Source organism: Cellulomonas palmilytica (assembly GCF_021590045.1).
Taxonomy (GTDB): domain Bacteria; phylum Actinomycetota; class Actinomycetes; order Actinomycetales; family Cellulomonadaceae; genus Cellulomonas; species Cellulomonas palmilytica.
This window is the reverse complement of the sequence record NZ_CP062221.1, coordinates 116,792-143,396: the sequence shown is the minus strand read 5'-3', so window position 1 is coordinate 143,396 and position 26,605 is coordinate 116,792. Positions and strand designations below refer to the sequence as shown.

22 protein-coding genes and 1 riboswitch are annotated in these 26,605 nt (G+C 75.6%); of the genes, 16 read left to right on the top strand and 6 right to left on the bottom strand.

The window, feature by feature from the left end; translation table 11 throughout:
* Positions 1 to 28 precede the first annotated feature (28 nt).
* Positions 29 to 123: riboswitch (TPP riboswitch) on the top strand.
* 291 nt (positions 124 to 414) lie between these two features.
* From F1D97_RS00740 to F1D97_RS00715, 6 genes are read left to right on the top strand one after another with little or no spacing between them, the layout of a single operon-like run.
* Entirely contained in the window at positions 415 to 1,446 is a 1,032-nt protein-coding gene (locus tag F1D97_RS00740) for an ABC transporter substrate-binding protein (RefSeq protein ID WP_236121845.1), read from the top strand.
* Positions 1,443 to 2,210, top strand: a complete 768-nt coding sequence (locus tag F1D97_RS00735) for an ABC transporter permease (RefSeq protein WP_094181014.1) — start codon at positions 1,443 to 1,445, stop codon at positions 2,208 to 2,210. The genes F1D97_RS00740 and F1D97_RS00735 overlap by 4 nt, the downstream gene beginning before the upstream one ends.
* Positions 2,203 to 3,057, top strand: a complete 855-nt coding sequence (locus F1D97_RS00730; RefSeq protein ID WP_236121844.1) for an ABC transporter ATP-binding protein — start codon at positions 2,203 to 2,205, stop codon at positions 3,055 to 3,057. Before F1D97_RS00735 ends, F1D97_RS00730 begins: the two co-directional genes overlap by 8 nt.
* Positions 3,054 to 3,893 carry an ABC transporter permease gene (locus F1D97_RS00725; RefSeq protein ID WP_236121843.1) on the top strand — a complete coding sequence of 280 codons (840 nt, stop codon included), beginning with the start codon at positions 3,054 to 3,056 and terminating at the stop codon, positions 3,891 to 3,893. The genes F1D97_RS00730 and F1D97_RS00725 overlap by 4 nt, the downstream gene beginning before the upstream one ends.
* Positions 3,890 to 4,891, top strand: a complete 1,002-nt coding sequence (locus tag F1D97_RS00720) for an NrtA/SsuA/CpmA family ABC transporter substrate-binding protein (RefSeq protein ID WP_236121842.1) — start codon at positions 3,890 to 3,892, stop codon at positions 4,889 to 4,891. Before F1D97_RS00725 ends, F1D97_RS00720 begins: the two co-directional genes overlap by 4 nt.
* Entirely contained in the window at positions 4,888 to 5,616 is a 729-nt protein-coding gene (locus F1D97_RS00715; protein ID WP_236121841.1) for an ABC transporter ATP-binding protein, read from the top strand. Before F1D97_RS00720 ends, F1D97_RS00715 begins: the two co-directional genes overlap by 4 nt.
* A 149-nt stretch (positions 5,617 to 5,765) precedes the next feature.
* Here the strand turns inward: F1D97_RS00715 and F1D97_RS00710 are convergent, their stop codons facing one another.
* The 4 genes from F1D97_RS00710 to F1D97_RS00695 all read right to left on the bottom strand — a co-directional run bounded on the left by F1D97_RS00710 (position 5,766) and on the right by F1D97_RS00695 (position 10,420).
* Positions 5,766 to 6,674, bottom strand: a complete 909-nt coding sequence (locus tag F1D97_RS00710; RefSeq protein WP_236121840.1) for a sugar phosphate isomerase/epimerase family protein — start codon at positions 6,672 to 6,674, stop codon at positions 5,766 to 5,768.
* On the bottom strand, positions 6,671 to 7,807 hold the full coding sequence (locus tag F1D97_RS00705) for a Gfo/Idh/MocA family protein (RefSeq protein ID WP_236123441.1): 1,137 nt from the start codon (positions 7,805 to 7,807) through the stop codon (positions 6,671 to 6,673). Before F1D97_RS00705 ends, F1D97_RS00710 begins: the two co-directional genes overlap by 4 nt.
* 112 nt (positions 7,808 to 7,919) lie before the next feature.
* Positions 7,920 to 9,398 (bottom strand): mannitol dehydrogenase family protein, encoded by a 1,479-nt coding sequence (locus tag F1D97_RS00700; RefSeq protein WP_236121839.1) that lies wholly within the window; start codon positions 9,396 to 9,398, stop codon positions 7,920 to 7,922.
* Positions 9,395 to 10,420, bottom strand: a complete 1,026-nt coding sequence (locus tag F1D97_RS00695; RefSeq protein ID WP_236121838.1) for a LacI family DNA-binding transcriptional regulator — start codon at positions 10,418 to 10,420, stop codon at positions 9,395 to 9,397. Before F1D97_RS00695 ends, F1D97_RS00700 begins: the two co-directional genes overlap by 4 nt.
* Before the next feature lie 215 nt (positions 10,421 to 10,635).
* Between F1D97_RS00695 and uxaC the strand changes: the two genes are divergently transcribed.
* A complete protein-coding gene (gene uxaC / locus F1D97_RS00690) occupies positions 10,636 to 12,057 on the top strand; it encodes a glucuronate isomerase (RefSeq protein WP_236121837.1) in 1,422 nt (473 codons plus the stop codon).
* Positions 12,058 to 12,171: 114 nt separating this feature from the next.
* Here the strand turns inward: uxaC and F1D97_RS00685 are convergent, their stop codons facing one another.
* Positions 12,172 to 13,704, bottom strand: a complete 1,533-nt coding sequence (locus F1D97_RS00685; protein ID WP_236121836.1) for a UxaA family hydrolase — start codon at positions 13,702 to 13,704, stop codon at positions 12,172 to 12,174.
* A gap of 85 nt (positions 13,705 to 13,789) precedes the next feature.
* On the opposite strand from F1D97_RS00685, the gene F1D97_RS00680 reads away from it, so the two are divergent.
* The 3 genes from F1D97_RS00680 (at position 13,790) to F1D97_RS17435 (ending at position 17,051) form a co-directional block, all read left to right on the top strand.
* Positions 13,790 to 14,815 (top strand): LacI family DNA-binding transcriptional regulator, encoded by a 1,026-nt coding sequence (locus F1D97_RS00680; protein WP_236121835.1) that lies wholly within the window; start codon positions 13,790 to 13,792, stop codon positions 14,813 to 14,815.
* Between the two features lie 79 nt (positions 14,816 to 14,894).
* The gene (locus F1D97_RS00675; RefSeq protein WP_317618920.1) at positions 14,895 to 15,938 is read left to right on the top strand and encodes an aldo/keto reductase; all 1,044 of its coding nucleotides are present in this window, start codon (positions 14,895 to 14,897) and stop codon (positions 15,936 to 15,938) included.
* Positions 15,939 to 17,051, top strand: a complete 1,113-nt coding sequence (locus F1D97_RS17435) for a GNAT family N-acetyltransferase (RefSeq protein WP_317618919.1) — start codon at positions 15,939 to 15,941, stop codon at positions 17,049 to 17,051.
* A 3-nt stretch (positions 17,052 to 17,054) separates the two neighbouring features.
* On the opposite strand, the gene nirB is transcribed toward F1D97_RS17435, so the two are convergent.
* Entirely contained in the window at positions 17,055 to 19,940 is a 2,886-nt protein-coding gene (gene nirB, locus F1D97_RS00660) for a nitrite reductase large subunit NirB (protein ID WP_236121834.1), read from the bottom strand.
* Positions 19,941 to 20,125: 185 nt separating this feature from the next.
* Here nirB and F1D97_RS00655 point away from each other — a divergent pair, with 185 nt between their 5' ends.
* The 6 genes from F1D97_RS00655 to F1D97_RS00630 all read left to right on the top strand — a co-directional run bounded on the left by F1D97_RS00655 (position 20,126) and on the right by F1D97_RS00630 (position 26,543).
* Positions 20,126 to 20,629 (top strand): type III secretion system chaperone family protein, encoded by a 504-nt coding sequence (locus F1D97_RS00655; RefSeq protein WP_236121833.1) that lies wholly within the window; start codon positions 20,126 to 20,128, stop codon positions 20,627 to 20,629.
* On the top strand, positions 20,626 to 22,602 hold the full coding sequence (locus F1D97_RS00650) for an HSP90 family protein (RefSeq protein ID WP_236121832.1): 1,977 nt from the start codon (positions 20,626 to 20,628) through the stop codon (positions 22,600 to 22,602). The genes F1D97_RS00655 and F1D97_RS00650 overlap by 4 nt, the downstream gene beginning before the upstream one ends.
* Entirely contained in the window at positions 22,599 to 24,668 is a 2,070-nt protein-coding gene (locus F1D97_RS00645; protein WP_236121831.1) for a hypothetical protein, read from the top strand. The genes F1D97_RS00650 and F1D97_RS00645 overlap by 4 nt, the downstream gene beginning before the upstream one ends.
* 196 nt (positions 24,669 to 24,864) lie before the next feature.
* Positions 24,865 to 25,482, top strand: a complete 618-nt coding sequence (locus F1D97_RS00640) for a DUF6318 family protein (protein ID WP_236123438.1) — start codon at positions 24,865 to 24,867, stop codon at positions 25,480 to 25,482.
* Between the two features lie 49 nt (positions 25,483 to 25,531).
* The gene (locus tag F1D97_RS00635; RefSeq protein ID WP_236121830.1) at positions 25,532 to 25,837 is read left to right on the top strand and encodes a PKD domain-containing protein; all 306 of its coding nucleotides are present in this window, start codon (positions 25,532 to 25,534) and stop codon (positions 25,835 to 25,837) included.
* 106 nt (positions 25,838 to 25,943) lie between these two features.
* Positions 25,944 to 26,543, top strand: coding sequence for a YdeI/OmpD-associated family protein (locus F1D97_RS00630; protein WP_236121829.1), 600 nt, complete (start codon positions 25,944 to 25,946; stop codon positions 26,541 to 26,543).
* Positions 26,544 to 26,605: the final 62 nt, after the last annotated feature.

Genomic DNA, 26,605 nt, shown 5'->3' with positions numbered 1-26,605 from the left:
GGGGGCGAACCGGACTACGGTGAGCACGTTCCGTGACACGGGGTGCCGCATCGAGCGGCTGAGATCACACCCGTCGAACCTGATCTAGGTAGCACTAGCGAAGGGATGTCGCGCATGACCCGCATGCGTCCGCACCGCACGCCCCGCCCCCACCGGGCACCCCGCGAGCACGCCCACCCGCGCGCGTAACCCCGCCGGCTCTCCCGCGCGGACGTTCGCGTCCCGCGCTCCGCTCACCGACCGGCGAACCGCCGACGGGCGAACCACCGACCGGCGGACTACCGACCGGCCCCGGCATCCGCACCCGCATCCCGCGGGTGGTTCTCCTGCGCGCCGTGCGCGGGTGCTTCGCCGTGCGCGAGGCCACCTGCGCCACGGGCGTGCTCCCACTCCTGCTGCTGAACAGAGGTCCCGATGTCTCGCACCACCTTCCGGGCGCGCGGCTGCGCGCTGCTCGTCGCCCTCGCGCTCGTCGTCGGCGGGTGCGCCGGCCCGTCGCGCGGCGACGACGACGGGCTCACGCGGGTGCGGTTCGCGCTCGACTGGACGCCCAACACCAACCACACCGGGCTGTACGTGGCGATCGCCCGCGGCATGTTCGCCGAGGCGGGGCTGGACGTGCAGGTGCTGCCGTACAGCGACACCGCCCCCGACCAGCTCGTCGACGCGGGCGCCGCCGAGGCGGGGATCAGCACGCACGACTCGTCGCTCATCGCGCAGGCCGCCGGCGCGGACGTCGTCGCGGTGCTCGCGGTCCTGCAGCACTGGGCGACCGCGATCGGCGTGCGGGCCGACGACGAGCGCATCACCAGCCCGCGCGACCTGGACGGCCTGACGTACGCGGGCTTCGGCACGCCCGGCGAGGTCCCGCTCCTGCAGGAGGTGATCCGCGCGGACGGCGGGACGGGGGAGTTCACGACCGTCGTGCTCGGCTCGTCGGCGTACGAGGCGTTGTACGCGGGCGAGGCGGACTTCACCATCCCGTACGTCGCGTGGGAGGGCATCGAGGCGGAGCGCGCGGGCACGCCCATGCGCTACCTGGAGTACACGGACCACGGCTTCCCGGACGCGTACGCCGTGGTGGTGGACGCCTCGCGGCAGTGGGTCGCCGACGAGCCCGAGGCGGCGCGCGCGTTCGTCGGGGCTCTGCAGCGCGGGTACGCGTGGGCGGCGGAGCATCCCGACGAGGCCGCGGCGCTGCTCGTCGAGCAGAACCCGGACGCGTTCGCCGACCCAGACCTGGTGACGCAGAGCCAGCGGATGCTGTCCGCCGACTGGCTGCGCGCCGACGACGGCTCGGTCGGCACCATGACGCTCGACCAGGTCTCCGGCTACGGGGACTTCCTGTTCGACGCGGGCATCCTCGCGGGGCCGGACGGCGAGCCGCTCGCCGAGCGTCCGGACTGGTCGACCACGTTCACGACGAGCCTGCTGGGGGAGCCGTGACCCGCGGCGCCGCGCGGGCGCTGCCGGTGCTGCTCGTGCTGACGGTGCTCGGGGCGGTGTGGCAGGTCGCGGCGCTCAGCGTCGCGAACCCGCGGCTCCTGCCGACGCCCGGTCGGGTGGCCGAGCAGGCGTGGGCGCACCGCGACGTCCTGGCAGAGCACACCACGGCGACGCTCGGGGTGACCGCCGCGGGCTTCGGGGTGTCGGTCCTGGTCGCGTGGGCGCTCGCGCTGCTGGTCGACCTGGTGCCCGCGGTCGGGCGCGGGATCGTTCCCGTGCTCGTCGCGTCGCAGACGATCCCCGTGGTCGCGCTCGCGCCGCTGGTGGTGCTGTGGTTCGGGTTCGGGCTGCTGCCCAAGGTGCTCGTCGTGACGCTCGTGACGTTCTTCCCGCTCGTCGTCGGGCTGGTCGAGGGCCTGCGCGCGGCCGGCCCGGGCGCGACCGCGCTGCTCACGAGCATGGGCGCCTCGCGGTGGCAGCAGCTGCGCTGGGTCCGCCTGCCCGGGGCGCTGCCGCGGTTCTTCACGGCGCTCCGCATCGCGGTCACGTACGCGGTGGTCGGGGCGGTGTTCGCCGAGTACGTCGGCGCCGTGCGGGGCCTCGGCACGTACATGAACATGCAGCGCGCGGCGTTCCGCACCGACCTGGTGCTCGCGGCCGTCGCACTGTGCGCGCTCGTCAGCGTGACCCTGTACGGGCTGACGTGGCTGCTCGAGCGCGTGACCGTGCCGTGGGCGCACCCGCGGGCGGTGGCCCGTGCGTGAGCTCGAGGTCCGCGACGTGCACGTCGCGCGCCCCGGCGCGCGCGGTCCGCTGCCGGTGCTCGGCGGCGTCGACCTGCGCGTGCGACCGGGCGAGCTCGTGTGCGTCGTCGGGCCCAGCGGGTGCGGCAAGAGCACGCTGCTGTCGGTCGTCGCGGGACTGCTGCGACCCGACCGGGGCCGCGTGCTCGTCGGCGGGCTCGACGTGACCGGCACGCCCGCGCGCACCGCCTTCATGCCGCAGCAGGACCACCTGTTCGCCTGGCACACCGTGTGCGACAACGTCGCGCTCGGCCTGCGCGTGCAGGGCGTGCGACGACGTGACGCGCGCGCCCGCGCCCGCGACGTGCTCGCCGAGTTCGGGTTGGAGTCCTTTGCGGACGCGCGGCCCGACGAGCTGTCCGGCGGGATGCGGCAACGCGCCGCGCTCGCCCGCACCGTGCTGCAGGGCCGGGACGTCGTGCTCCTCGACGAGCCGTTCGGCGCGCTCGACGCGCTCACCCGCCTCGACGCGCAGCTGTGGCTCGCCGCGACGTGGGCCGCGCACCGGTGGACCGGGCTGCTCGTCACGCACGACGTGGGGGAGGCCGTCACGCTCGGCGACCGCGTGGTGCGCCTGTCCGGCCGCCCCGCGGTCGTCGCGCAGGAGATCGCGGTCGACGACCCGCGCCCGCGCACGCCCGGCGTCCCCGACGAGCGCGTCACGCGCACGGTCCTCGCCGGCCTCGGCGTGGGCGCCGACCGTGTGTCCGACGACCGCGTGCCCGACGACCGCGTGTCCGACGACCCTGTGTCCGACGGGCGCGTGCCCGACGACCGTGTGTCCGACGAGCGCGCGGCGCTCTCGTGACGCGGCCCCCGGGCGCGTGGCGGCCGTGGCTCAGCACGGTCGGTCTGCTCGCCGCCTGGGCGGTCGTCGGTGCGAGCGGGCGGCTCGACCCGCACGTCCTGCCCGCGCCGGGTGCGGTGCTCCGGGCCGCGTGGGACCTGGTCGCGGACGGTTCGCTGCCCGCCGCGCTCGCGGTGAGCGGCACGCGCGTGGCCGTCGGTGCGGGAGCGGGTGTCGCGGTCGGGCTGCTGCTCGGGCTGCTCGCGGGGCTGTCGGGGATCGCGCACGACGTCGTCGACCGGCCCCTGCAGGCCGTCCGGGCCGTGCCGTTCACGGCGGTCACACCGTTGCTCGTCGTCTGGGTCGGTCTCGGTGAGCCGCCCAAGGTGCTGCTCGTCGCGGTCGCCGCGCTCGTCCCGACGTACCTCGCGACCGTCGGCGGCGTGCGCGGCGTCGACCCGCGGCTGCGCGAGCTCGCCGCGGCCTACGGCCTGGGCCGGCGTCGCACCGCGACGCGCGTGCTGCTCCCCGCGGCGCTGCCTGCCGTGCTCGTCGGGCTGCGCCTCGCGCTCGGCACCGCGTGGGTCGCGCTCGTCGTCGCCGAGAGCGTCAACGCCGCCGAGGGCGTGGGCGCGCTGCTCACCGACGCGCGGACGTACGCGCGCACGGACGTCGTCCTGCTGTGCGTGCTCGTCTACGCGGCGCTCGGCCTGGTCACCGACGCCCTGGTCCGCGCGCTCGAACGCCTCCTGCAGCCGCCGCCCGTCGTCGGGCGCCATCCGTCCGCCACGCCCACGACCCCGACCACGTCCACCCCGACCCTCGCGTCCGTCACCCCTGGAGCCCAGCACCCATGACCCGAGCACGCCTGACCCGATCCCCCCTGACCCGCGTCCGACCTCGCGCCCTCGCCGCGCTCGCGCTCGCGGCCGCCCTCGCCGGGTGCGCCGCGACCGCGGACAGCACCACGACGACCGCGCCGCCCGACGTGCCCGTGCGCGTGGGCGTCCTCACGACGCAGAACCTCCTGACGCTCGCGGCCGGCGACCGCACGCTCGACGAGGCCGTCGCGAGCGTCGGCGCGCGGGCCGAGACCACCGAGCCGTTCGCGGCGTTCGCCCCCGCGGCGGAGGCGATGGCCGCGGGCCGGGTCGACGTCACGTCGGGCTCGACCACGGCCGTCGTCGCGGCGCTCGCGGGCGACCCGGACCTCGTCGTCGTCGCGGTGGAGCGCACCGACGGCGACACGCAGGGCATCGTCGCGACGCCCGCCAGCGGCATCGCGGACGTCGGCGACCTCGCGGGGCACTCCGTCGCGGTCAACCAGGGCGGCACGGGGGAGTACCTGCTGCGCCTCGCTCTGCGCCGCGCGGGCCTCACGCCGGACGACGTCGAGACCGTCTACCTGGCCCCGCCGGACGCGGCGGCGGCGTTCGCGGCGGGCAAGGTCGACGCGTGGGCGACGTGGGACCAGTACCTCGTGGGTGCGCAGGTCGACGGCGCGCGCACGGTCGCGCTCGCGCGGGACCTGGGCTCCGACAACGCGAGCGTGCACGTCGCGCGGCGGGACTTCGTCGACGCGCACCCGGACGTGGTGCGCGCGGTCGTGGACGCGCTCGCGGCCGAGGCCGACGCGCTCGCCGCCGACCCCGCGCCGCTCGCGGACGCCTACCGGGACGCGGGCGCGTCGGACGCGGTCGTCGCGGGGCTCACCGCGCTGGCGACGCCGCGGCTCGCGTACGCCGACGAGGACCTCGCGGCCGAGCTCGCGCGCGTCGCCGAGCTGTACGTCGAGGAGGGGCTGCTCGCGGAGCCGGTCGACGTGTCGCGCGCGTGGCACGACGTGCGCGGGTGACCGTGCCGACCCGGGACCGGGCCGTGTCGCGGGCGCCTGCGGCGGTCCGGGTACGGGGGCTGCACCGCGTGTTCGCGGACGGCGCGCCGCCCGTGCTCGCGGGGCTGGACCTCGACGTCGGCGCCGACGAGCTCGTGGCGGTCGTCGGGCGCAGCGGGTGCGGCAAGTCGACGCTGCTGCGGGTGCTCGCCGGGCTGGACGGTGCTGCGCACGCCGACGTCCTCGTGCGCCCCGAGCGGGTCGGCGTGGTGTTCCAGGAGCCGCGCCTGCTGCCGTGGGAGCGCACGTGGCGCACGGTGCTGCTCGCGGACGCACCCGTGCGCCGCGCCGACCGCCCGCGTGCGGTGGCGGCGCTCGCGCGGGTCGGTCTCGCGGACGTGGCGGACCAGCGTGCGGGCACGCTCAGCGGGGGTCAGGCGCAGCGCGTCGCGCTGGCCCGCGCGCTCGCGCGCGACCCGGACCTGCTGCTGCTCGACGAGCCGTTCGCGGCGCTCGACGCGTTGACCCGCCGCGAGGCGCACGCGCTCGTGCGCGAGGTGCGCGCGGCCCGCCCGGTCGCGACGGTCCTGGTCACGCACGACGTCGACGAGGCCCTCGCGCTGGCGGACCGCGTCGTCGTGCTCACCGAAGGCCGGCTGATGTGCGACACGGGACCGCGCCGTGGAGCCCGGGAGCGAGTCCTCGCGAGCCTCGGCGTCCAGCGGGTCGTCTCTGAGGTCGTCTGACGGTCGGCTCTCGCGAGGATGTCGTCGGCGGTCGTGGCCGTCCGGGCCGTCGACGACGAGGTCACGTCGCACCGCCAGGACGCCCGTACCGGCTGCGGCAGGTGAGATGGTCGACGAGTCGCCCCTGGGGTTGATATGGGCCCCTTCCGCTACACGTAGGGGAGCACGTGCCGCACGTAGCGCTCGACGAGCGTCGCGACGGTCTCGTCGCCGGGTGCGTCCCACACCGTCTCGGCGAAGATCTCGACCTCGACGTCGCCGGTGTACCCGGCGTCGCGCACCCAGGACGTGATCGCGGCGAAGTCGACGTACCCGTCGCCCACGTGCCCGCGGGAGCGCAGCGCGGTCGGGGACAGCGGCAGCACCCAGTCGCACACCTGGTACCCCGCGAGCCGCCCCTGCGCCCCGGCGCGGGCGACCTGTCGCGCCAGGTCCGGGTCCCACCACACGTGGTAGGTGTCGACGACGACCCCGACGACCGCGGGGTCGAACGGTGCCGCGAGGTCGAGCGCCTGGCCGAGCGTGCTGATGACCGCGCGGTCCGCGGCGAACAGCGGGTGCAGGGGCTCGAGCACGAGCCGCACGCCGTGCTCGGCGGCGAACGGTGCGAGCTCGGCGATGCGGTCGGCGACGCGCGCGCGGGTCGCGACGAGGTCGCGCGCCGGGTCGGCGGCGGCGCCCGCGGGGTACGGGGACGCGGCGGCCTCGGGTCCGGGGGCGGCGGTCAGGCCGCCGACGACCATGACGAGCTCGCGCGTGCCGAGCGTCGCGGCCTGCTCGACGGCGCGGCGGTTGTCGTCGAGCGCCCCGCGTCGCCCGCGCTCGTCGTCGGCCGTGAGGAAGCCCCCGCGGCACAGCGACGAGACCCGCAGGCCCGCGTCGGCGACGATCTTCGCGGCGCGCTCCGCGCCGATCTCGTCGACGCGGTCGCGCCACAGCCCGACGGCCCCGAGCCCGGCGCGCGCGGCCCCGGCGACCGCCTCCGCGAGCGTCCACCGCTTCGTCGTCGCGGTGTTGAGGGACAGGCGCGAGAGGTCGGGAGCCGCGTCGGTGCTCACAGGACGATCTCCGGGACGTCGAGCCGGCGCCCCTCGGCCGACGACCGCAGGCCGAGCGACGCGAGCTGTACGCCGCGCGCCGCGGACAGCAGGTCGTACCGGTGCGGGCGGCCCGACGCGACGTCCGCGAGGAACTCCTCCCACTGCAGCTTGAAGCCGTTGTCGAGGTCGCCGTTGTCGGGCACGTCGAGCCACTGCTCGCGGAACGGCTCGGTGACGGGCAGGTCCGGGTTCCACACGGGCTTGGGGGTGTGCGCGCGGTGCTGCGCGACGCAGCGGCGCAGCCCCGCGACGGCCGAGCCGTGCGTGCCGTCGACCTGGAACTCGACGAGCTCGTCGCGGTGCACGCGCACGGCCCACGAGGAGTTGATCTGCGCGACGACCGGGTCGCCGCCGGGCGTGACGACGTCGAAGATCGCGTACGCGGCGTCGTCGGCGGTCGCGTCGTACACGCGGCCCTGCTCGTCCCAGCGCGTGGGGATGTGCGTGACGGTGGTCGCGGTGACGGTGCGGACCGTGCCGAGGATGCCCTCGAGCACGTAGTTCCAGTGGCAGAACATGTCGGTGGTCATGCCGCCGCCGTCCTCGGCGCGGTAGTTCCACGACGGGCGCTGCGCGCCCTGGTGGTCGCCCTCGAACACCCAGTACCCGAACTCGCCGCGCAGCGACAGGACCCGCCCGAAGAACCCCTCGTCGACGAGCCGGCGCAGCTTGACCAGGCCAGGCAGGTAGAGCTTGTCGTGCACGACGCCCGCGGTGACGCCGGTCTCCTCGCGCAGCCGGGCCAGGTCGACGGCCTCGGCGAGCGTCTCGGCGGTGGGCTTCTCGGTGTAGACGTGCTTGCCGGCCTTCATGGCGCGGGTGAGGGTCGCGGCGCGCAGGCTCGTCATGGACGCGTCGAACACGATGTCGATCTCGGGGTCGTCGACGAGCGAGTCCAGGTCGGTGCTCCACCGCTCGACGCCGTGGCGGCGTGCGATCTCGCCGACCTTGTCGGCGTTGCGGCCGACGAGCACGGGCTCGACCTGCACGCGCGTGCCGTCGGGGAGCGTGAGGCCGCCCTGCTCGCGGATCGGCAGGATCGAGCGGACGAGGTGCTGGCGGTAGCCCATCCGGCCGGTGATGCCGTTCATGGCGATGCGCAGGGTGCGGGTGGTCAACGTGGTCCTCCGGGGCGGCGACGGCGAGTAGGGAATGCGCTTTCCATCGTTCCGCACGACGACCGCCCGGTCAACGCCTCCCGCGTCAGCGGACGGGGAAGGACCTCAGTGCCGAGGCCACGGCCGCCCGGAGACCGGCGTGCTCGCCGAGGTCCGGGCCGAACACCGCCTCGACGCGCAGCAGCCGGTCGGCCAGCCCCTCGACGGGCCCCGCGGCCGCGGCGGCGAGGTCCGCCGCGAGCGGGTCGTCGAGCGTCACCTCGCGTCCGGCGACGACGAGCGCGCCCGACGAGGCCGCGCGCACGTACGCCATCCACGCCGCGACGACGAGCGCCGCGTGCTCGGGCACAGCGCCGGCGGCCAGCCGGTCGCGCACCGTGCCCAGGAGCCGCTGCGGCAGCTTCACCGAGCCGTCCATCGCGACCTGCACGGTGGTGTGCCCCGTCGCCGGGTTGGCGAACCGGCGCAGCAGCGAGTCCCGGTACGCGACCAGGTCCGCGCCGTCCGGCGGCTCGAGCGTCGGCAGCACGTCGGTGTCCGTGAACGCGGTCGCCCACGCGCGCAGCTCGTCGTCCTCGACGGCCTGCGCGATCGTCGCGTGCCCGCGCAGCGCACCCGCGTACGCGAGCAGCGAGTGCGTCGCATTGAGCAGCCGCAGCTTGGCGCGCTCGTACGGCTCCACGTCCGCGGTGAGCGTCGCGCCGGCCTTCTCCCACGCGGGCCGCGGCCCGGCGAACGCGTCCTCGACCACCCACTGCGTGAACGGCTCGCCCACCACGAGCGCCTCGTCCCGCAGCCCGAGCAGCCGCTGCGCGCGCTCGCGGTGCTCCGCGGTCGTCGCCGGGACGATCCGGTCGACCATCGTCGACGGGAACCGCACCGACGCCGCGACCCACGCGCGCAGGTCGTCGTCGCCGGTCGCCGCGAGCAGGTCGTCGACCACGCCCGCGAGCACGGCGCCGTTGCCCGTCAGGTTGTCGCAGCAGACCACCGTCAGCGGCCCGGCGTCCGCGCGGCGTCGCCGGTCGAGCGCGCGCGCCAGCAGGCCCGTGGCGGAGCGTGCCGGGGCGTCGCTGCGGCCGCGCAGCGCCGCGAGGTCGGCGAGCACGCCCTCGTCGGACAGGTCCGCGCGCCCGTCCGCACCCAGGCGGTACCCCTTCTCCGTGACCGTCAGCGTCACGACGTGCGTGTCCGACGACGCGACCGTGGCGAGCACGCGCGCGGTGCCCGACCCGGGCGGACCCGGGAACACGGCCTCGCGCAGCGCGGCGACCACGCGCAGGTCCTCGCGGTCGCGGTCGAGCGTCAGCACGCCGTACAGCCCGTCCTGCGGCGCGACCTGCTCGACGACGCGCGCCGAGCGCTGCGTGACGCCGAGGATCCCCCAGCGGTCGTCGTCCGTCGCGGCCGCGGCGTCCTCGGTGAGCACGGCCTGGTGCGCGCGGTGGAACGCCCCCAGGCCCAGGTGGACGACGCCCGTGCGCGCGGGGACGAGCGGCGGGCCGCTGACGCCGGGGCGCGGGAGCGCGTCGGCGAGCGTGCGGCGGGACAGGCGTGCGGTCACGACAGGGCCTCTCGGGTGGGTGCGGTGGCCGGCGCGGTGCTGGGCGCGGCGGCCGTTGCGGTGGCCGGTGCGGTCGAGGCGCGCACGACGAGCTCGACCGGCAGCGGGACGTCGGGGCCGGGGTCGTCGTCGAGCAGGCGGTCGACCGCCGCGCGGCCCAGGCGGGCGAGCGGCACGGCGACCGTCGTCAGGCGCGGGCTGCCGAGCACCGCGACCGTGTCGTCGTGCCCGACGACCGACACGTCCTCGGGCGTGCGGATGCCGCGCGTGCGCAGCCGGTCCAGGAGCGCGAGCGCGACGAGGTCGTTGTGCGCGAGCACCGCCGTCACCCCGGTCGCGGCGACCACGTCCGCCGCGGCGGTGCCGCCCGCGGTCGTCGCGGGGAACGCCCCGAGGTCGACCACCTCGAGCCGGTGCAGCCCGTGCGCCGCGACCTCGAGCCCGTCGCGCCGCCGCGCGTCCGACCACGACCCGGCCGGTCCGCCCGCGAACCCGATGCGCCGGTGCCCGAGCGCGTGCAGGTGCCGCACGGCCTGCCGCATGCCGTCGGTGTTGTCGACGACCACCGACGCGTGCGCGTCGTGGCGTCGGTTGACCAGCACGAACGGCCGGTCGTCGGGCAGGCGCGCGACCTCGTCGTCGGACATCCGCGGTGAGGCGAGGATCGTGCCGTCCGCCTGTGCGCCGACCTGCGCGACGAGCTCGGCCTCGAGGCGCGGGTCGTCGTCGGCGTCCGCGACGAACACGCCGTACCCGAGCTCGCGCGCGCGGGCCTGCACGCCCTTGACGAGGCCCGCGAAGAACGGGTTGGCGATGTCGGGCACGACGACCGCGAGGTTGCCGGTGCGGCCGCCCGCGAGCTCGCGGGCCGCGCGGTTCGGGCGGTAGTCGAGCGCCGCGGCGGCGCGCTCGACGAGCACGCGGCGCCCGGGCGCGACGAGCTCGGGGTGCGTCAGGGCGCGCGAGGCGGTCGCGGGGGAGACCCCGGCGGCTCGCGCGACGTCGCGCAGCGTCGTGACCACGTGGACCTCCTCGGGGCGGTCGTCCTCGACCGGCGGATCAGGGGTGCCGGGCGCCTCGTCGGGCCCGGCGCGTCGATGAATGCGATTTCATCACGGCACACCCTAGTCCGGGAAGCGCTTGCCGTGTAGCGTCGACCATGCTTGAGAAGCGCATCCGACCGCGTGAATGCGCGTTCAGGATGTTTCAGAGCCGCGACGTCCCGAGAGGCGCGAGCATGACGACGACGACCCGCACGCTGCACCCCGACCGCGCGCTCCCCGCGGACCCGACGCTGCGCCCCCTGGCCCGCGAGATCTTCGAGCAGACGCGCGACCTGCCGCTCGTCTCCATGCACGGGCACGTCGACGCCGCACTGCTCGCGGACGACGAGCCGTTCCCCGACCCGGCCGCGCTCCTCGTCGTCCCCGACCACTACCTGATCCGCATGCTCGTCTCGCAGGGCGTCCCGCAGGACGCGCTCGGCGTGCCGCGCCGCGACGGCGTCCCCGTCGAGACCGACCCGCGCGCGATCTGGCGGACGTTCGCCTCACGCTGGCACCTGTTCCGCGGCACGCCCACCCGGCTGTGGCTCGAGCACGAGCTCGTCGAGGTCTTCGGCGTCACCGAGCCGCTGTCCGCGGCGTCCGCCGACCGCGTCTACGACCACCTGGTCGACCGCCTCGCGCAGCCCGAGTTCCGGCCCCGCGCGCTGTTCGAGCGGTTCAACCTCGAGATCCTGTCGACCACCGACCCCGCCGACTCGGGGCTCGAGGACCACGCGCGCCTCGCCGCCGACGGCTGGGGCGACCGCGTCGTCCCCACGTTCCGCCCCGACGCCGTCGTGCACCTCGACCGGCCCGGTTGGCGTGCCGCGCTGCGCGCGCTCGAGGCCCGTGTCGGCTACGAGGTCTCGTCGTACCGGCTGCTGGTCCAGGCGCTCGAGGAGCGGCGGCGCGCGTTCAAGGCCGCCGGCGCACGCTCGTCGGACCACGGCCACCTGCGCGCGGACGCGACCCCGCTGACCGACGCCGAGGCGCAGCGCATCCTCACCGCAGCGCTGCGCGGGCACGTCGAGCCCGCCGACGCCGCCGCGTTCGCCGGCCACATGCTCCACGAGACGGCGCGCATGGCCAGTGAGGACGGCCTCGTCCTGCAGCTGCACGCGGGCGTCCTGCGCGACCACGACCCCGCGGTGCACGCCGCGCGCGGCCCCGACGTCGGCTACGACATCCCCGTCCCCACCGAGTTCACGCGCGCGCTGCGCCCGGTGCTCGAGTCGTTCGGGCACCACCCGAACCTGCGCATGGTCCTGTTCACCGTCGACGAGGACGCGTTCTCCCGCGAGCTCGCGCCGCTCGCCGGCGTCTACCCGGCCGTCCGGCTCGGCGCGCCCTGGTGGTTCCTCGACACCCCCGACGGCATGCGCCGCTTCCGCGAGGCCGTCACCGACACCGCGGGCTTCTACAACACCACCGGCTTCGTCGACGACACCCGCGCGTTCTGCTCCATCCCCGCCCGCCACGACCTGGCCCGTCGCATCGACGCCGGCTACCTCGCCCGCCTCGTCGCCGAGCACCGCCTCGACCTCGACGAGGCCGTCGAGACCGCCGTCGACCTGGCCCTGCACCTGCCGCGCGAGTCGTACGCGCCGCGCTGAACCCCGTGTGCCCGGTGCCGACCGGGCGCGCGGTTCGCGCGGGCGGGCTCGTCGCACTTCCTCCTCTGGCACGACGAGCCCGCCCGCACCCTTGCCGCCGTCGAGGGCCTCGGCTCAGGTGACTGCGCCGAGCTGCCAGGGGACGAACTCGTCGGCGCCGAGGTCGAGCTCCTCGGAGACGGTCTGCCGGCCGGACGCGACCTCGACGACCAGGTCGAAGATCTCCTGCCCGACCTGCTCCAGGGTCGCGGTCCCGTCGACGATGCGCCCCGCGTCGAGGTCCATGTCCTCGGTCATGCGCAGGTAGGTCGCGGTGTTCGTCGCGACCTTGATCGACGGGGTGGGCTTGCACCCGAGCACGGACCCGCGGCCGGTGGTGAACACGACGACGGTCGCGCCGCCCGCGACGAGCCCGGTGACGGAGACCGGGTCGTAGCCGGGGGTGTCCATGAACGCGAGACCGCGGGTGGTGACGCGCTCGGCGTACTCGTAGACAGCGGTGAGGTCCGCGGTGCCGGCCTTGGCGACCGCGCCGAGCGACTTCTCGAGGATCGTCGTGAGGCCGCCGGCCTTGTTCCCGGGGGAGGGGTTGTTGTCGAGGGTGCCGCCGCCCGCGGCGGTGTACTGCTTCCACCAGTCGATGCGGTCGAGCAGGCGCTGCGCGACGTCGCGCGACACCGCGCGGCGCAGCAGCAGGTGCTCGGCGCCGAACACCTCGGGCGTCTCGGCGAGGACGCTCGTGCCGCCGTGCGCGACGAGCAGGTCGGACGCGCGGCCGAGCGCGGGGTTGGCGGTGATGCCGGAGTAGCCGTCGGAGCCGCCGCAGTTGAGGCCGAGGACGAGCTCGGAGACGGGGGCGGGCTCGCGGCGCAGCGCGTCGACCTCGGGGAGCATGTCCTCGATCGCGGCGACGCCCGCGCGCACGGTGCGGCGGATGCCGCCGGTCTCCTGGATGGACAGGACGCGCACGGGCTTGTCGGCGGGCAGGTCGAGGCCGTCGAGGACCGCGGCGGGCGGGAGCATCTCGCAGCCGAGGCCGAGCACCAGGAGCGCGGCGATGTTGGGGTGGTCGGCGTAGCCGCGCAGCGTGCGCAGCGTGAGCTGCGCGCCCTCGCTCGTCGGGACCAGGCCGCAGCCGGTGTCGTGCGTGAGCGCGACGACCCCGTCGACGTGCGGGTACGCGTCGAGCACGCGGCCGCGGAACTGGTCCGCGACCAGGCGTGCGGTCGACGCGGAGCAGTTGACCGAGGTCACGATGCCGACGTAGTTGCGCGTGCCCCAGCGGCCGTCGGCGCGGCGGTACCCGTCGAACGTGCGGGGCTGCGCGGGTGCGGGCAGCCGGGTGCGCGCGGTGCCGACCTCGTAGGTGCGCTCGTCGTCGGCCATGCCGAGGTTGTGCGTGTGGACGTGGTCGCCGGGCGCGATGTCGCGTGTCGCGCGGCCGATCGACTGTCCGTACTTGTGCACGGCGCTGCCTGTGGGGACGGCGCGCAGCGCGAGCTTGTGCCCGCGGGGGATGCCGTGGCGGACGACGAGCGTCGTACCGCCCGGCAGCGGCACGGTGGTGCCGGCGGGCAGGTCGCGCGTCGCGACACCCACGTGGTCGTCGTCGCGCAGCACGAGCACGCCGGCGGAAGAGTTCGTCATCGTCGTCCTCGCGGGTGAGTCGTGCCGAGCGGGGTCACCCCGAGGATACCGCTTTCCCGACGAGCGGTCCCCTAGTCTCGTGCGCATGGCCGGACCCGTGACGCTGAGCGACGTCGCCCGCGAGGCAGGCGTCTCGCTCGCCACCGCCTCCCGCGCGATCAACGGCAGCCCCACCCGCACCGTCGGGCCGGAGCTGCGCGCGCGGGTGCTCGCCGCCGCCGAGCGCCTGCGCTACTCGCCGGACGCGAACGCGCAGGCCATGGCGCGTGGCCGGACCACGTCCGTCGGACTCGTCGTGCACGACATCGCCGACCCGTACTTCTCGACGATCGCGCGCGGCGTCGCGCACGCCGCCGGCCGGGCCGGGCTGCAGGTGATCCTCGCGAGCACCGAGCAGGACCCGTCGCGCGAGGTCGAGATCGTCGGGCTGCTGCGGCGCCAGCGGGCGCGCGCGATCGTCATCGCCGGGTCCCGGTACGACGACGAGGGCACCGCGAACGCGCTGCGCGACGCGCTCGACGAGTACCGGACGTCGGGCGGTGCCGCCGCGGTCGTCGGCCAGCCCGTGCTCGGCACCGACGCGGTGCACGTCGCGAACGTCGACGGCGCCCGCGCACTCGCCCGCGCCCTGCACGGGCGCGGCTACCGCGACGTCGCCGTGCTCGCAGGCCCCGAGCACCACCTCACCGCGCGCGAGCGGCGCACCGCGTTCACGTCCGAGCTCGCCGCGCTGGGCGCGCCAGTGCCCGACGAGCGCGTGCTCACCTGCGGGTTCGACCACGAGGGCGGTGAGGACGCCATGACGCGCCTGCTCGCGTCCGGCGCCCGCCCGCAGCTCGTGTTCGCCGTCAACGACGTCATGGCGCTCGGCGCGCTCGCCGCGGCCCGGGCCGCGGGTCTCGTCGTGCCCGACGACCTCGCGCTCGCGGGCTTCGGCGACATCACGACGCTGCGCGACGTCGTCCCCGGACTCACGACCGTGCGGATCCCGCTCGAGGAGGTCGGCACCGAGGCCATGCGGCTCGTGCTCGAGGCGGGCAACGGTGCGCCGCGCGTCGTCGAGGTGCCGACCGAGGTCGTGCTGCGCGAGTCCACACCGGTCCTGGCCTGACGCCCGGACGCGCAGGTCCGGACCTGCGCGCGTCGTCGGATAGCGTGCAAGGCACCGCCCGACGAGAGGAACCGCCCGCATGGCCACCGAGCCCGCCTACCGTGCCGACGAGACGCGCTACGACGCGATGACGTACCGCAGGGTCGGGCGCAGCGGGCTGCGGCTGCCGGGGCTGTCGCTCGGCCTGTGGCACAACTTCGGGCACGGCACGCCGTACGAGACGCAGCGCGCCGTGCTGCGCCGCGCGTTCGACCTCGGCGTCACCCACTTCGACCTCGCGAACAACTACGGCCCGCCGTACGGCTCCGCCGAGGAGACCTTCGGCCGCGTGCTCGCCGCCGACCTGCGGCCGTACCGCGACGAGCTCGTCATCTCCAGCAAGGCCGGCTACGACATGTGGCCCGGCCCGTACGGGGACGGCGGGTCGCGCAAGTACCTGCTCGCGTCGCTCGACCAGTCGCTCGCGCGGATGGGCCTCGACTACGTCGACGTCTTCTACTCCCACCGCATGGACCCCGACACGCCGCTCGAGGAGACCATGGGCGCGCTGCACACCGCGGTCACCTCGGGCCGCGCGCTGTACGCGGGCATCTCGAACTACACGCCGTCCGCGACGCGCGAGGCCGCGCGGATCCTCGCGGACCTCGGCACACCGCTGCTCATCCACCAGCCCAGCTATTCGATGTTCAACCGGCACGTCGAGCAGGTCGCCGACGGGCAGAGCGAGTCCCTGCTCGACGCCGTGGGCGACCTCGGCATCGGGATGATCGTGTTCTCGCCGCTGCAGCAGGGGCTGCTCACCGGGCGGTACCTGTCCGGGGACGTGCCGGCCGGCTCGCGCGCGTCCGTCGGGCACTTCCTCACGCCCGACGCGATCTCGCCCACGTACCTGGAGCGGGCGCGCGCGCTCGCGGCCGTCGCCGAGGGGCGCGGACAGTCGCTCGCGCAGCTCGCGCTGTCCTGGGTGCTGCGCGACGAGCGCGTCACCTCGGCGCTCATCGGCGCGTCGTCGGTCGCGCAGCTCGAGGACAACGTGGCCGCGCTGTCCGCGCCGCCGCTGACCGACGAGGAGGTCGCGGCGATCGAGCCGTACGCCGTCGACGGCACGCACGCGGGCGCCTGAGTGGCGACGCCCGAGTTCATCCTCGCGCTGCGGGAGAAGATCGGCACCGACCCGCTGTGGCTCACGGGCGCGACCGCGGTCGTCGTGCGGGACGCGCCGGGTGGGTCGGCCGCGTCGGCCGGCTCGTCGGCGCGTGAGGTCCTGCTGGTGCGCCGCGCCGACACCGGCGCGTGGTCGCCCGTCGGCGGCATCGTCGACCCCGGTGAGGAGCCCGCCGTCGCGGCCGCGCGCGAGGTGCTCGAGGAGGCCGCGGTGCACGCCGAGGCCGTGCGGCTCGCGCTCGTCGAGGTCCTCGCGCCCATGACGTACGCCAACGGCGACCGGGCGCAGTACCTCGACCTCGTGTTCCTCATGCGGTGGGTCGGCGGCGAGCCGTACCCCGCGGACGGCGAGAACCTCGAGGCCGCGTGGTTCCCGCTCGACGCCCTGCCGCCGCTGTCGGCGGCGGTGCGCGCCCGTCTCGACGCGGCGCTGTCCGACGAGCCGCAGGCGCGGTTCCGCACCACGCCCGCCGACCACCCGCCGCTCGCCGCGGGCGCGGACCGCGCGTCGTCGCCGGTCGAGACCGCCGCCGACACCCCCGACGAGCCCGCGCGCCGGGACGACGACGCGCCCGCGCGCACGCTCGAGCCCGTGACCGTCCGCCGCGCCGGCGAGGGCGACGCCGCCGCGCTCACCCGCCTGCGTCGCCTCATGCTCCAGGCGATGGGCGTGCCCCGCGCCGACGAGGACGACTGGCAGGCCACGTGCACGCGGTGGTTCGCGGAGCGCCTCGCGGCCGGGACGGTCGTCGCGTTCGTCGTCGACGGCGACCGGGGCGACGGCACCACCGGACCCGTCGCGTGCGCGGTCGGCGACTTCCAGGAGCACGCGCCCGAGCCGTGGAACCCGTCCGGCCGGCGCGGCCACGTGTTCAACGTGTCGACCGAGCCCGCGTACCGCCGCCGCGGCTACGCGCGCGCGACGGTCATGGCGCTCATGACGTGGTTCCACGACGAGACCGAGGTGACGCGCGTCGGCCTGTCGGCGACGCCGGACGGGCGCGCGATGTACGAGCACCTGGGCTTCGCCGAGCCGTTCGGCCGCGAGCTGGTCTGGCGCATCGCGCGGTAGGGCTCAGGAGGACAGCAGCACGTCGCCCGCCTCGACCTCCACGCGGTACACCCGCAGGTCGACGGGGTCCTTGCCGACCGGGTCGAGGCACTCGCCCGTCTCGAGGTCCCACACCTGCTTGTGCATGGGGGACGTGAGCGTGGGGCGGCCCGCGCGGTCGCCGACGATCCCGCGGGACAGCACGTTCGCGCCGCTGAACGGGTCGCGCTGCTGCACCGCGAGCACGCGGTCGTCGGCGAGGCGGAACACCGCGACCGGCACGCTCCCGTCGAGCAGCACGCCCGCGCCGCGCTCGGGGGTGAGGTCGGCCAGCGCGCACACGCGCTCGCGCACGTTCGTCGTCGTACGGCCGTCCCGCGGTGCGTCGACCACGTCGACGGCCAGCGGCACGCGCTGGCCGCGACGCGGGACGTACGCGAGGTCCGGGTCGGTGCTCCGCGGCGCGTTGAGGTACGGCGTGAACTGCGCGAGCTTCGCGGGGTCGTCGAGCGTCGCCCGCCACTCGTCCACGTACCCGGCGACGTGCCGCTCGATCTCGGCCTCGAGCTCGGCCGCGATGCCGTCCCGGTCGTCGACGACGACCGCGCGCAGCGCCTCCATGCCGCCCGGGTACGCCGCGACCCACGGCGCGGTGCGCTGCAGCCGGTCGGCGGAGCGGATGTACAGCGCGAGGAAGCGGTCGACCACCCGCACGAGCAGGTCGTCGTCCAGGTCCTCCGCGAGCAGCTCCGCGTGCCGCGGCGTGAACCCGCCGTTGCCGCCGACGTACACGTTCCAGCCCTTCGCGGTCGCGATGACCCCGACGTCCTTGCCGCGTGCCTCGGCGCACTCGCGCGCGCACCCCGACACCCCGACCTTGAACTTGTGCGGCGAGCGCAGACCCCGGTACCGCAGCTCGAGGCGCACCGCCATGGACGACGAGTCCTGCACGCCGAACCGGCACCACGTCGAGCCCACGCACGTCTTCACCGCGCGCAGCGACTTGCCGTACGCCTGCCCGGACTCGAAGCCCGCCGCCACGAGGCGCCGCCAGATCTCGGGGAGCTGGTCCTGGCGCGCGCCGAACATGCCGAGCCGCTGCGCACCCGTGACGCGCGTGAACAGCCCGAAGTCCGCCGCGATCTGCGCGAACGCGAGCAGCTTGTCGGGCGTGACCTCGCCGCCCGGCATGCGTGGCACCACGGAGTACGTGCCGTCCTTCTGCAGGTTGGCGAGCAGGTGGTCGTTGGTGTCCTGCAGCGGCGCCTGGTCGGGCTGCAGCACGTGCCCCACGCCGAGCGACGACAGGATCGACGCGACCACGGGCCGGCAGATCGCGCAGCCCCGGCCCGTGCCGTGCGCCGCGACGATCGCGCTGAACGTCCGCTCCGTGCCCGACCGCACGAGCGCGAACAGCTCGGCGCGCGACATCGTGAAGTGCTCGCACATCGCGTTCGACACCGCGACGCCCGCACGCTCGAGCGACACGTTGACGATCGTCGTGAGCAGCGGCACGCACGAGCCGCACACCGTGCCCGCCTTGGTGCACGTCTTGACCTCGCCCACCGACCGGCAGCCGTGCTCGCTGACCGCACCACGGATCGTGCCCGCGGTGACGTTCGCGCACGAGCAGACCACGACCTCGTCGGGCAGCTCGACCTCCGGTGCGCCCGCCCCGCCCTCGGGCGCGAGGAACGCGGACGGGTCGGCGCCGAGCGGACGGCCCAGCATCGGGCGCAGCGACGAGTACAGCGCGACGTCGCCCACGAGCACGCCGCCCAGCAGCGTGCTCGCGTCGTCGGACACGACGAGCTTGCGGTACGTGCGGGCGACCGGGTCCGCGAACGTGACCTCCAGCGCGCCCGGCGTCAGCGCGAGCACGTCGCCGAAGCTCGCGGCCTCGACCCCCACGCCTTTCAGCCGCGTGCCGTCCGCCGCGCGCGAGTGCACGCTGCGGCCCCCGAACAGCTGGTCGACGACGACGTCCGCCATCGCGTTGCCGGGCGCGACGAGGCCCGCGCACTCGCCCTCGAACGACGCGCACTCGCCGATCGCCCAGACGCGCGGGTCCGACGAGCGGCACGTCGGACCGACGAGCACCCCGCCGCGCTCGCCGATGCCGAGCCCCGACTCGCGCGCGAGCCGGTCCCGCGGCCGGATGCCCGTGGAGAACACCACGACGTCCGCGTCGAGCACCTCGCCGTCCGACAGCTCGAGCGCGGCCACGCTGCCGTCGTCGCCCGCGACGACCCGCGACGCGGCGGTCGTCGTGCGCACGTCGATGCCCAGGCCCTGGACCAGGACGCGCAGCGCCTCGCCGCCGCCCGCGTCGAGCTGGACCGCCATGAGCCGGTCCGCGAACTCCACGACCGTCGCGCCCGCCCCCAGGTGCAGCAGCGCCGCGGCGGCCTCCAGGCCGAGCACGCCGCCGCCGACGACCGCCCCGCGCACCGGGCGGCCCAGGGTCGCGGCGCGCTCCGCGACCCTGTCCTTGACCGCCGCGATGTCGTCGAGCGTGCGGTACGTCAGCACCCCGGGCAGGTCCGCGCCCTCGGTGCGCGGCACCCACGCCCACGAGCCGGTCGCGAGGACCAGGTCGTCGTAGCCGATCGCGCGGCCCGAGCGGGTGTGCACCGTGCGGGCGTCGCGGTCGAGCGCGGTCACGTACTCGCCCGTGAGCAGCTCGACGCGGTCGTCGTCCCACACGGCCGGGTCGAGCGTGAGGTCCTGCGCGCTCGCGCCGGTGATCGCGTCGGACAGGTGCACGCGGTCGTACGGGGCGTACGGCTCGTCGCCGACGACCGTCAGGTGCCAGTCGCCGCCGCGCGCGACCATCTGCGCCGCGAGCCGGTGCGCCACCATGCCCGCGCCGACGACGACCACCCGACCCGGCTGCTGCTGCTCGTCCATGACCCCGATTTTCAACGACTCGAATCGTGGAAATCGGGCCGTACGGCCCACGTCCGCGCGCCTCGCGGACCGCATCGATGTGAGAACCGTCGAACCGCACGGGCAGGCCGCCCGGGTTGTCTAGGCTCGTCCCCGGGCTCCGGACCCGCGCACCCGGCGCGGGCGGCCCGGCGAGCGGGGAGATCATGGGCTTCTTCACCAAGGACGCGACGGGACCGCAGGAAGGCCTCGCGCCGCTGAGCCGTGACCGGATCACCGCGAGCCTCGACGCGCGCGGCCTGAACTACGGCATCGACGACGACGGTGACGTCGGGGGCATCTGGGACGGGCACCTGTTCTACTTCTTCGTCCTCGGCCAGGCCGGCGAGTACCTGCAGGTGCGCGGCCGCTGGAACCGCGTGCTCGGCACCGAGCACCTCGACGACGTCACGCGCGTCGTCAACGCGTGGAACGCGGACCGGCTGTGGCCCAAGGGCTACGTGCGGGTCGAGGACGAGGTGCTCGGCGTCTACGCGGAGCACACGGTCGACTACGAGCACGGCGTGAGCGACGCCCAGGTCGACCTGCACCTCGCGTGCGCGATCTCGACGAGCCTGCAGCTGTTCGAGCACCTCGACGAGAAGTACCCGGAGCAGGCCGCGGCGGCCAAGGCCGAGCAGGAGGCCCAGCAGGACCAGGGCGGCGCGTGAGCGAGGACCTCACCGCCGCGGGTCGGGCCTTCCAGGTCGACCTGCGCGGCGTGGTCGACCTGCTCGCCCGGCACCTGTACTCCGGCCCGCGCGTCTACGTGCGCGAGCTCCTGCAGAACGGCGTCGACGCGATCACGGCCCGCCGCCTGCACGACGCGGACGCCCCGGCCCGGGTGCGGCTGCGACCCGGGCCGGACGGCACGCTCGAGGTCACGGACACCGGCATCGGGCTCACGCCCGCGCAGGCGACCGAGCTCCTGGCGACCGTCGGGCGCTCGTCGAAGCGCGACCTGGACCTGGGGCTGGGCCGCGAGGAGTTCCTCGGGCAGTTCGGCATCGGCCTGCTGTCCGCGTTCATGGTGGCCGACGAGATCGAGCTCGTGTCGCGCTCCGCGGTCGAGGCCGGTGCCCCGCCCGTGCGCTGGGTGGGCTACGCCGACGGCCGGTACGACCTGTCGGTGCTGCCCGTCGACGCGGACGTCCCCGTCGGCTCGACGGTCCGGCTGCGCGCACGCCGCGACGCCGAGCACTGGCTCTCGGCCGACACCGTCGTCGCGCTCGCGCAGGAGTTCGGCGGCCTGCTGCCCGTCGACGTCGCGGTCGAGGTCCCCCTGCAGGACGTCGCGGGCGGGTCGTCGGGCTCGTCGCCCGCGACCGCGTGGCGCCGGGTCTCCGAGCCGTCGCTGCCGTGGCTCGCGACCTACCCCGACGAGGCCGCGCGCACCGCCGCGCTCGCCGCGTACTGCGAGCGGACCCTCGGCTTCACGCCGCTCGCGCACATCGACCTGTCGGTGCCGCTCGCGGGGCTCACGGGCGTCGCGTTCGTGCTGCCCACCGCCGTCCCGCCCGGCGCGGGCAGCCGGCACCGGGTCTACCTCAAGCGCATGCTCCTGGGCACGCACGTCGACGACCTGCTGCCCGAGTGGGCGTTCTTCGTCCGGTGCGTCGTCGACACGAGCGTGCTGCGCCCCACCGCGTCGCGCGAGCAGCTCTACTCCGACGAGCTGCTGCTCGCGACGCAGGAGGTCCTCGCCGCGCAGGTGCGCGCGTGGACCGTCGCGGCGCTGACGGCCTCGTCGGGCGCGGGGTCGGCCGGCGCGGGCTCGTCGGGCGCAGGCTCGTCGGAGCTCACGTCCGCCGCGGCGGACATGCCGTTCGAGACGGTCCGCCGCATCGTCTCCACCCACCACCTCGCGCTGCGCTCGCTCGCGGTCACCGACGACGAGGTGCTCGACCTCGTCGCGCACGTCCTGCCGTTCGAGACGACCGACGGCGCCACGACGCTCGCGCAGGTCCGCGAGGACGTCGGCGAGGTCCTGCACACCACGCGCGTCGAGGACTTCCGTCGCGTCGCGCCCGTGGCGCGCGCGCAGGGCATGACGGTCGTCAACGCGGGCTACGTGTACGACGACGAGCTGCTCGCCCGGCTCGCGCGACGGCCCGGCTGGCAGGTCCGCGAGCTGCGCGCGCAGGACGTCGCACAGGTCCTCGCGCCCGTCGAGCCGCACCGCGAGCTCGAGGTCCTCGACCAGGTGCAGGCCGCCGCCGCCGTGGTGCGGCCGCTGGACTGCGCGCTCGTCGTGCGCCGCTTCGAGCCCGCCGAGGTGCCCGCCGTGCTGCTGCAGGACCGCGACGGCGAGCACCAGCAGGACGCTCGGCGCACCGTCGCCGCCGCCGACGACCTGTGGGGCGGCGTCCTCGCCGGCTTCGTGACCGGCGACGACGAGCCCGCCCGCCGCCTCGTCGTGAACGACGCCAACCCCACCGTGCGGCGGCTGCTCGCCGCCGACCCGGCCGACCCCGTGCTCGCCGCGGGCGTGCGGTCTCTGTACGTCACGGCCGTGCTCCTTGCCGGAGAACCCCTGCGGGCACGCGAGGCCGAGCTCATGAACGACGCCATGAGCGTGCTGCTCGAGGCAGGGCTGACGCGGCCGGGCGCCGCACTGCCCGACGAGACCCAGGAGGACGCGTGACACGGTCGGTCGAGGAGGCGAACCGGGAGATCTCCCGCGTCCGCAAGATGCCCTACGGCATCGCCCGCACGCAGGCCGCGGAGCAGCAGGTGCGGCTCGTCGAGGCCGAGGGGCCCGACGCGTCGCGCGCGTACGCGCTCAACGTGCTCGTCGAGTCGTTCGTGTGGGGCGGCGAGGTCGAGCGCGCGTACCTGCCGTTCACCAAGGCCGTGCGCTGGTACGACGAGCACCCCGAGCACTTCGACGCCGAGGACACCCACGGGCTGTTCTGGTCGTTCAAGTGGATGGTCGGGCACCTGTCGGACTTCCCCGACATCCCCGCGGAGCAGATCGAGGCGACCCTCGCCGACATGGAGCGGCGCTACGCGCTCGCGGGCCTCGGTCGGGACGCGGTCGCGTTCGAGGCGTTCGGGTGGGCGCGGCTGCGCGGGTCCGACGACGTCGACGCGCTGTTCGAGGAGTGGGTCCGCACGCCGCGCGACGACTACTCGCAGTGCCACGCGTGCGACCCGGGCGACCGCGCGTCGTACCTCGTGGAACGCGGGGACGACGACGAGGCCGCACGCCTCATCCAGGCGACCCTCGACTCGGGCGCGACCTGCGCGACCGAACCCGCCGACATGCTGTCCACGCTCGCGCTGATCCACCTCGACGCGGGCCGGGCCGAGCAGGCCGTCGTGGCGCACCGGCGCGCGGTCGCCGCGCTCGCGGGCGCGCCGTCCGACATGACGAGCGCACGCGGCTCGCGGTTCGTTCTCCTGGCCCGCGGCGGGCAGACCCGCCGGGCGCTGCGCGCGCTCACCGAGGACGCGCACCTGCTGCTCGAGGCCGACACCCCGCACGGTCGGTTCGGCTTCCTCACCGACGTGGTCGCCGGCACCGCGGCCCTCCTGCCCGACGCCGCGGGGCACCACGTCGCGCTCGACGGGGTGCCCGCGTCCGACGTCGCCGCGTTGCACGCGTGGTGCGTCGCCGAGGCGACCGCGCTCGCGGCGGCGTTCGACGCCCGCAACGGCACCGACCGGTTCGCCCGGCGGCTTGCCGAGGCGCGCGCGACCCGCCCCGCCGACGTGACCCTGGACCTCGCGGTCATCCCGACGGGCGCCGCGCCGTCGCCCGTCCCTTCCCTGGGCTCGTCCGCCGCGCCCGACGAGGCGGACGTGCTGCTCACCGACGGGCCGCTCGGGCCGCTGGGCGCCGACCCCGCCTCGCTCCCCGGCCTGCTGCTCGACGATGCCGGACCGGTCTCGGGTGGCGGTGAGTCCGCCGTGGACCGCGCGGAGCGTCTGGTGCGCTCGGGCGACCTGGTCGCGGCCGCCGCCGCGTGGCTCGAGGCGTCCGCCGCCGCCGAGGCGGAGGGTCGCCTCGCCGACGCCGGCCTGGCGCTCGCCGAGGCCGCGCGCTGCGCGCAGGAGGCCGGCGACGAGGAGGGTGCCGCCGCGACCTACCCGGCGGCCGTCGCTCGCCTGCGGGCCGGGGGAGCGGCACCCGAGATCGTCACGGCCGTCGTCGTCGCGTGGGCCCCCGCCGCGTCCGCCACGGGCGGCGCCGACGCCGTGCTCGAGGCGGTCGATGCCCTCCTCGTGGACCTCGACTCCGCAGACGCCGCCGCAGCTGCCGGCGGTGCCGGAGCGCTCACCGGCGGGGGTGCGGGCGCTGCGGACCCCGCCGCCGCGGCCGCGGGCGCCGAGCTCGCCGCCCGCGCCGACGCCGTGCGCCGCCGCGCCCGCGCCGACCTCGACGACACCGCCGCCCGCGTCCTCGCCTCCACCGGTCCGGCACAGGCCGCGGCAGCCGCCGCGCGCGCGACCCGCGCCGCCGAGGCCTACGCGGGCGCGGGGCACGTCGTGGACGCGGCGCACGCGTTCTGGCTCGCGGGTCGCCTGCACGACGGCCTCGGCCAGGTCGACGAGGCCGTGTGGAACCTGGAGTCGGCGGTCGAGGGCTTCTCGCTCGCGCACCGGCCCGGCCCCCGCGGCGAGGCCGCCTCCACCCTGGTCACGGTCCTGCGCGCCGCGGGCCGCCACGACGAGGCGGAAGCCGTCCTCCGCACCCTCACCCGCTGACCCCACCCCACCGCGCCGCCACCCCGCCCCACCCCGCGAAGTCGTGCGTTTCTCGCCGACTCGTGCGTTCGTCTGCACGACTTGGCGAGAAACGCACGACTCCACGCCCGACTCGCGAGCGACCGGGCGGGCCTGTCCACAGGGAGGAGGGTCCGGCCCACGGCGCTGCCCGGTTTCGGTAGGTTCCTGCGCATGCGTGGGGGCACTCGCGACCGCACTGATCGTGGCGACGCTCGGTCTCACCGCCTGCAGCGGGGAACAACCCGATCCCGGCCCGACGATCACGACCGTGGCGGCACCGTCGCCGTCGCCGACCCCGACCCCGAGCGCGAGACCGACACCCTCCCCGTCGCCGGAGGCCGCCGAGTTCGACGCGTCAGTTCCCCCGAAGTCTCCGAAGGGCTTGTCTGGACCACCGTCGAGCGATGCGGCCCTCGAGGTCGCGCAGTACTTCATGTCGTTGTTCCCCTACGCGCAAGCCACGGGGGACCTCGAGGCGTGGAACAGCCTGAGCGGCGAGTTCTGCGACTACTGCGCCAACGCCGGCGACATGGTGGAGGACCTGTCGGAAGGGCAGCACTCCGTGGGTGGGCGGATCGAGTTCACGGAGACCCGCGCCACGGAGATCCGTGCAGGCGAGTACGGCGTGCTGCTTCGATTCACCGAGCACCCGTCCGCGACGCTCGATGCGAGCGGCGCGGTCGTCGAGGACTTCCCGAAGACGTCGCGCGTCGTGGCGGACATGCATGTGGTGTGGCGGGACGGCCGCTGGTCGATCGAGGCGGCCGCCGTCGACCTCCGGGGCCAGACATAGGAAGCCGACGATCGTCTTCGCGGAGCCCGAGGACCAGGAGCTCCGCACGGTGCTGTTCGGCGAGTACGGCGTCGACGTCGTCGTGACTCCGGAGTCGTACACCTGGGACTTCGGTGACGGCGAGACCGTGGTCACGGCGGACCCGGGGCGCCCCTACCCGGCGTTCGTCGTGACGCACACGTACCTCGACCTGGGACGGCGGACCATCTCCCTCACGACCGCCTGGAGCGGCCGCTACCGGCTCGACATGGACCCGAGCGGCCGGTGGCGTGACGTCGAGGGCACGACCCACACCGTCGACCAGGGCGAGGAGTTCGAGGTGATCGAGCTCCGCGGCCATCTCACCGGCGAGTGACCTCAGCCCTCCCCGCGTGCGCATCCGCCCGCCGGGGGCTGACGCGGGACTCGACGAGCGCGAGGTGGTCGCGGGAGGTGTGGGTGGTGGGGTGGAGGATCGGGGGGTGGCTGATGACCTTCCCGTGCTGCTGGTCCCCGACGCGAGCGCGTGGCGGGCGTGGCTCGTCGAGCACCACGCGCAGCCGACCGGGGTGTGGCTCGTGACCCACAAGAAGGGCGGCACGGTCACGGAGCTGACGTACGACCAGGCGGTCGACGAGGCGCTGTGCTTCGGGTGGATCGACGGGCAGCGGCGCAGCCGCGACGAGCACAGCAGCCTGCAGCGCATGACGCCGCGTCGGCCGCGCAGTGCGTGGTCGGCGGTCAACGTCGACCGCGTCGCGCGTCTCGAGCGCGAGGGACGCATGCACGAGGCGGGTCGCGCCCAGGTCGCCGCCGCGCAGGCCGACGGCCGGTGGGACGCGGCGTACCGCGGTCCCGCGACCATCGAGGTCCCCGACGACCTCGCGGCGGCACTCGACGCGGTGCCGACCGCTCGCGCGTGGTTCGACGCGCTGACGTCCCAGAACCGGTTCGCGGTCCTGTACCGCGTCACCGGCGCCAAGCGCCCCGAGACCCGTGCCCGACGGATCGCGACGTTCGTCGCCGACCTCGCCGAGGGGCGCACGGTCTACCCGCAGAAGCGCCGCCCCGACGGGCTCTGACCGGGACGCGCACGGCCCCCGCCACCCGGAGACGGGGTGACGAGGGCCGTGGTGCGTGCGGC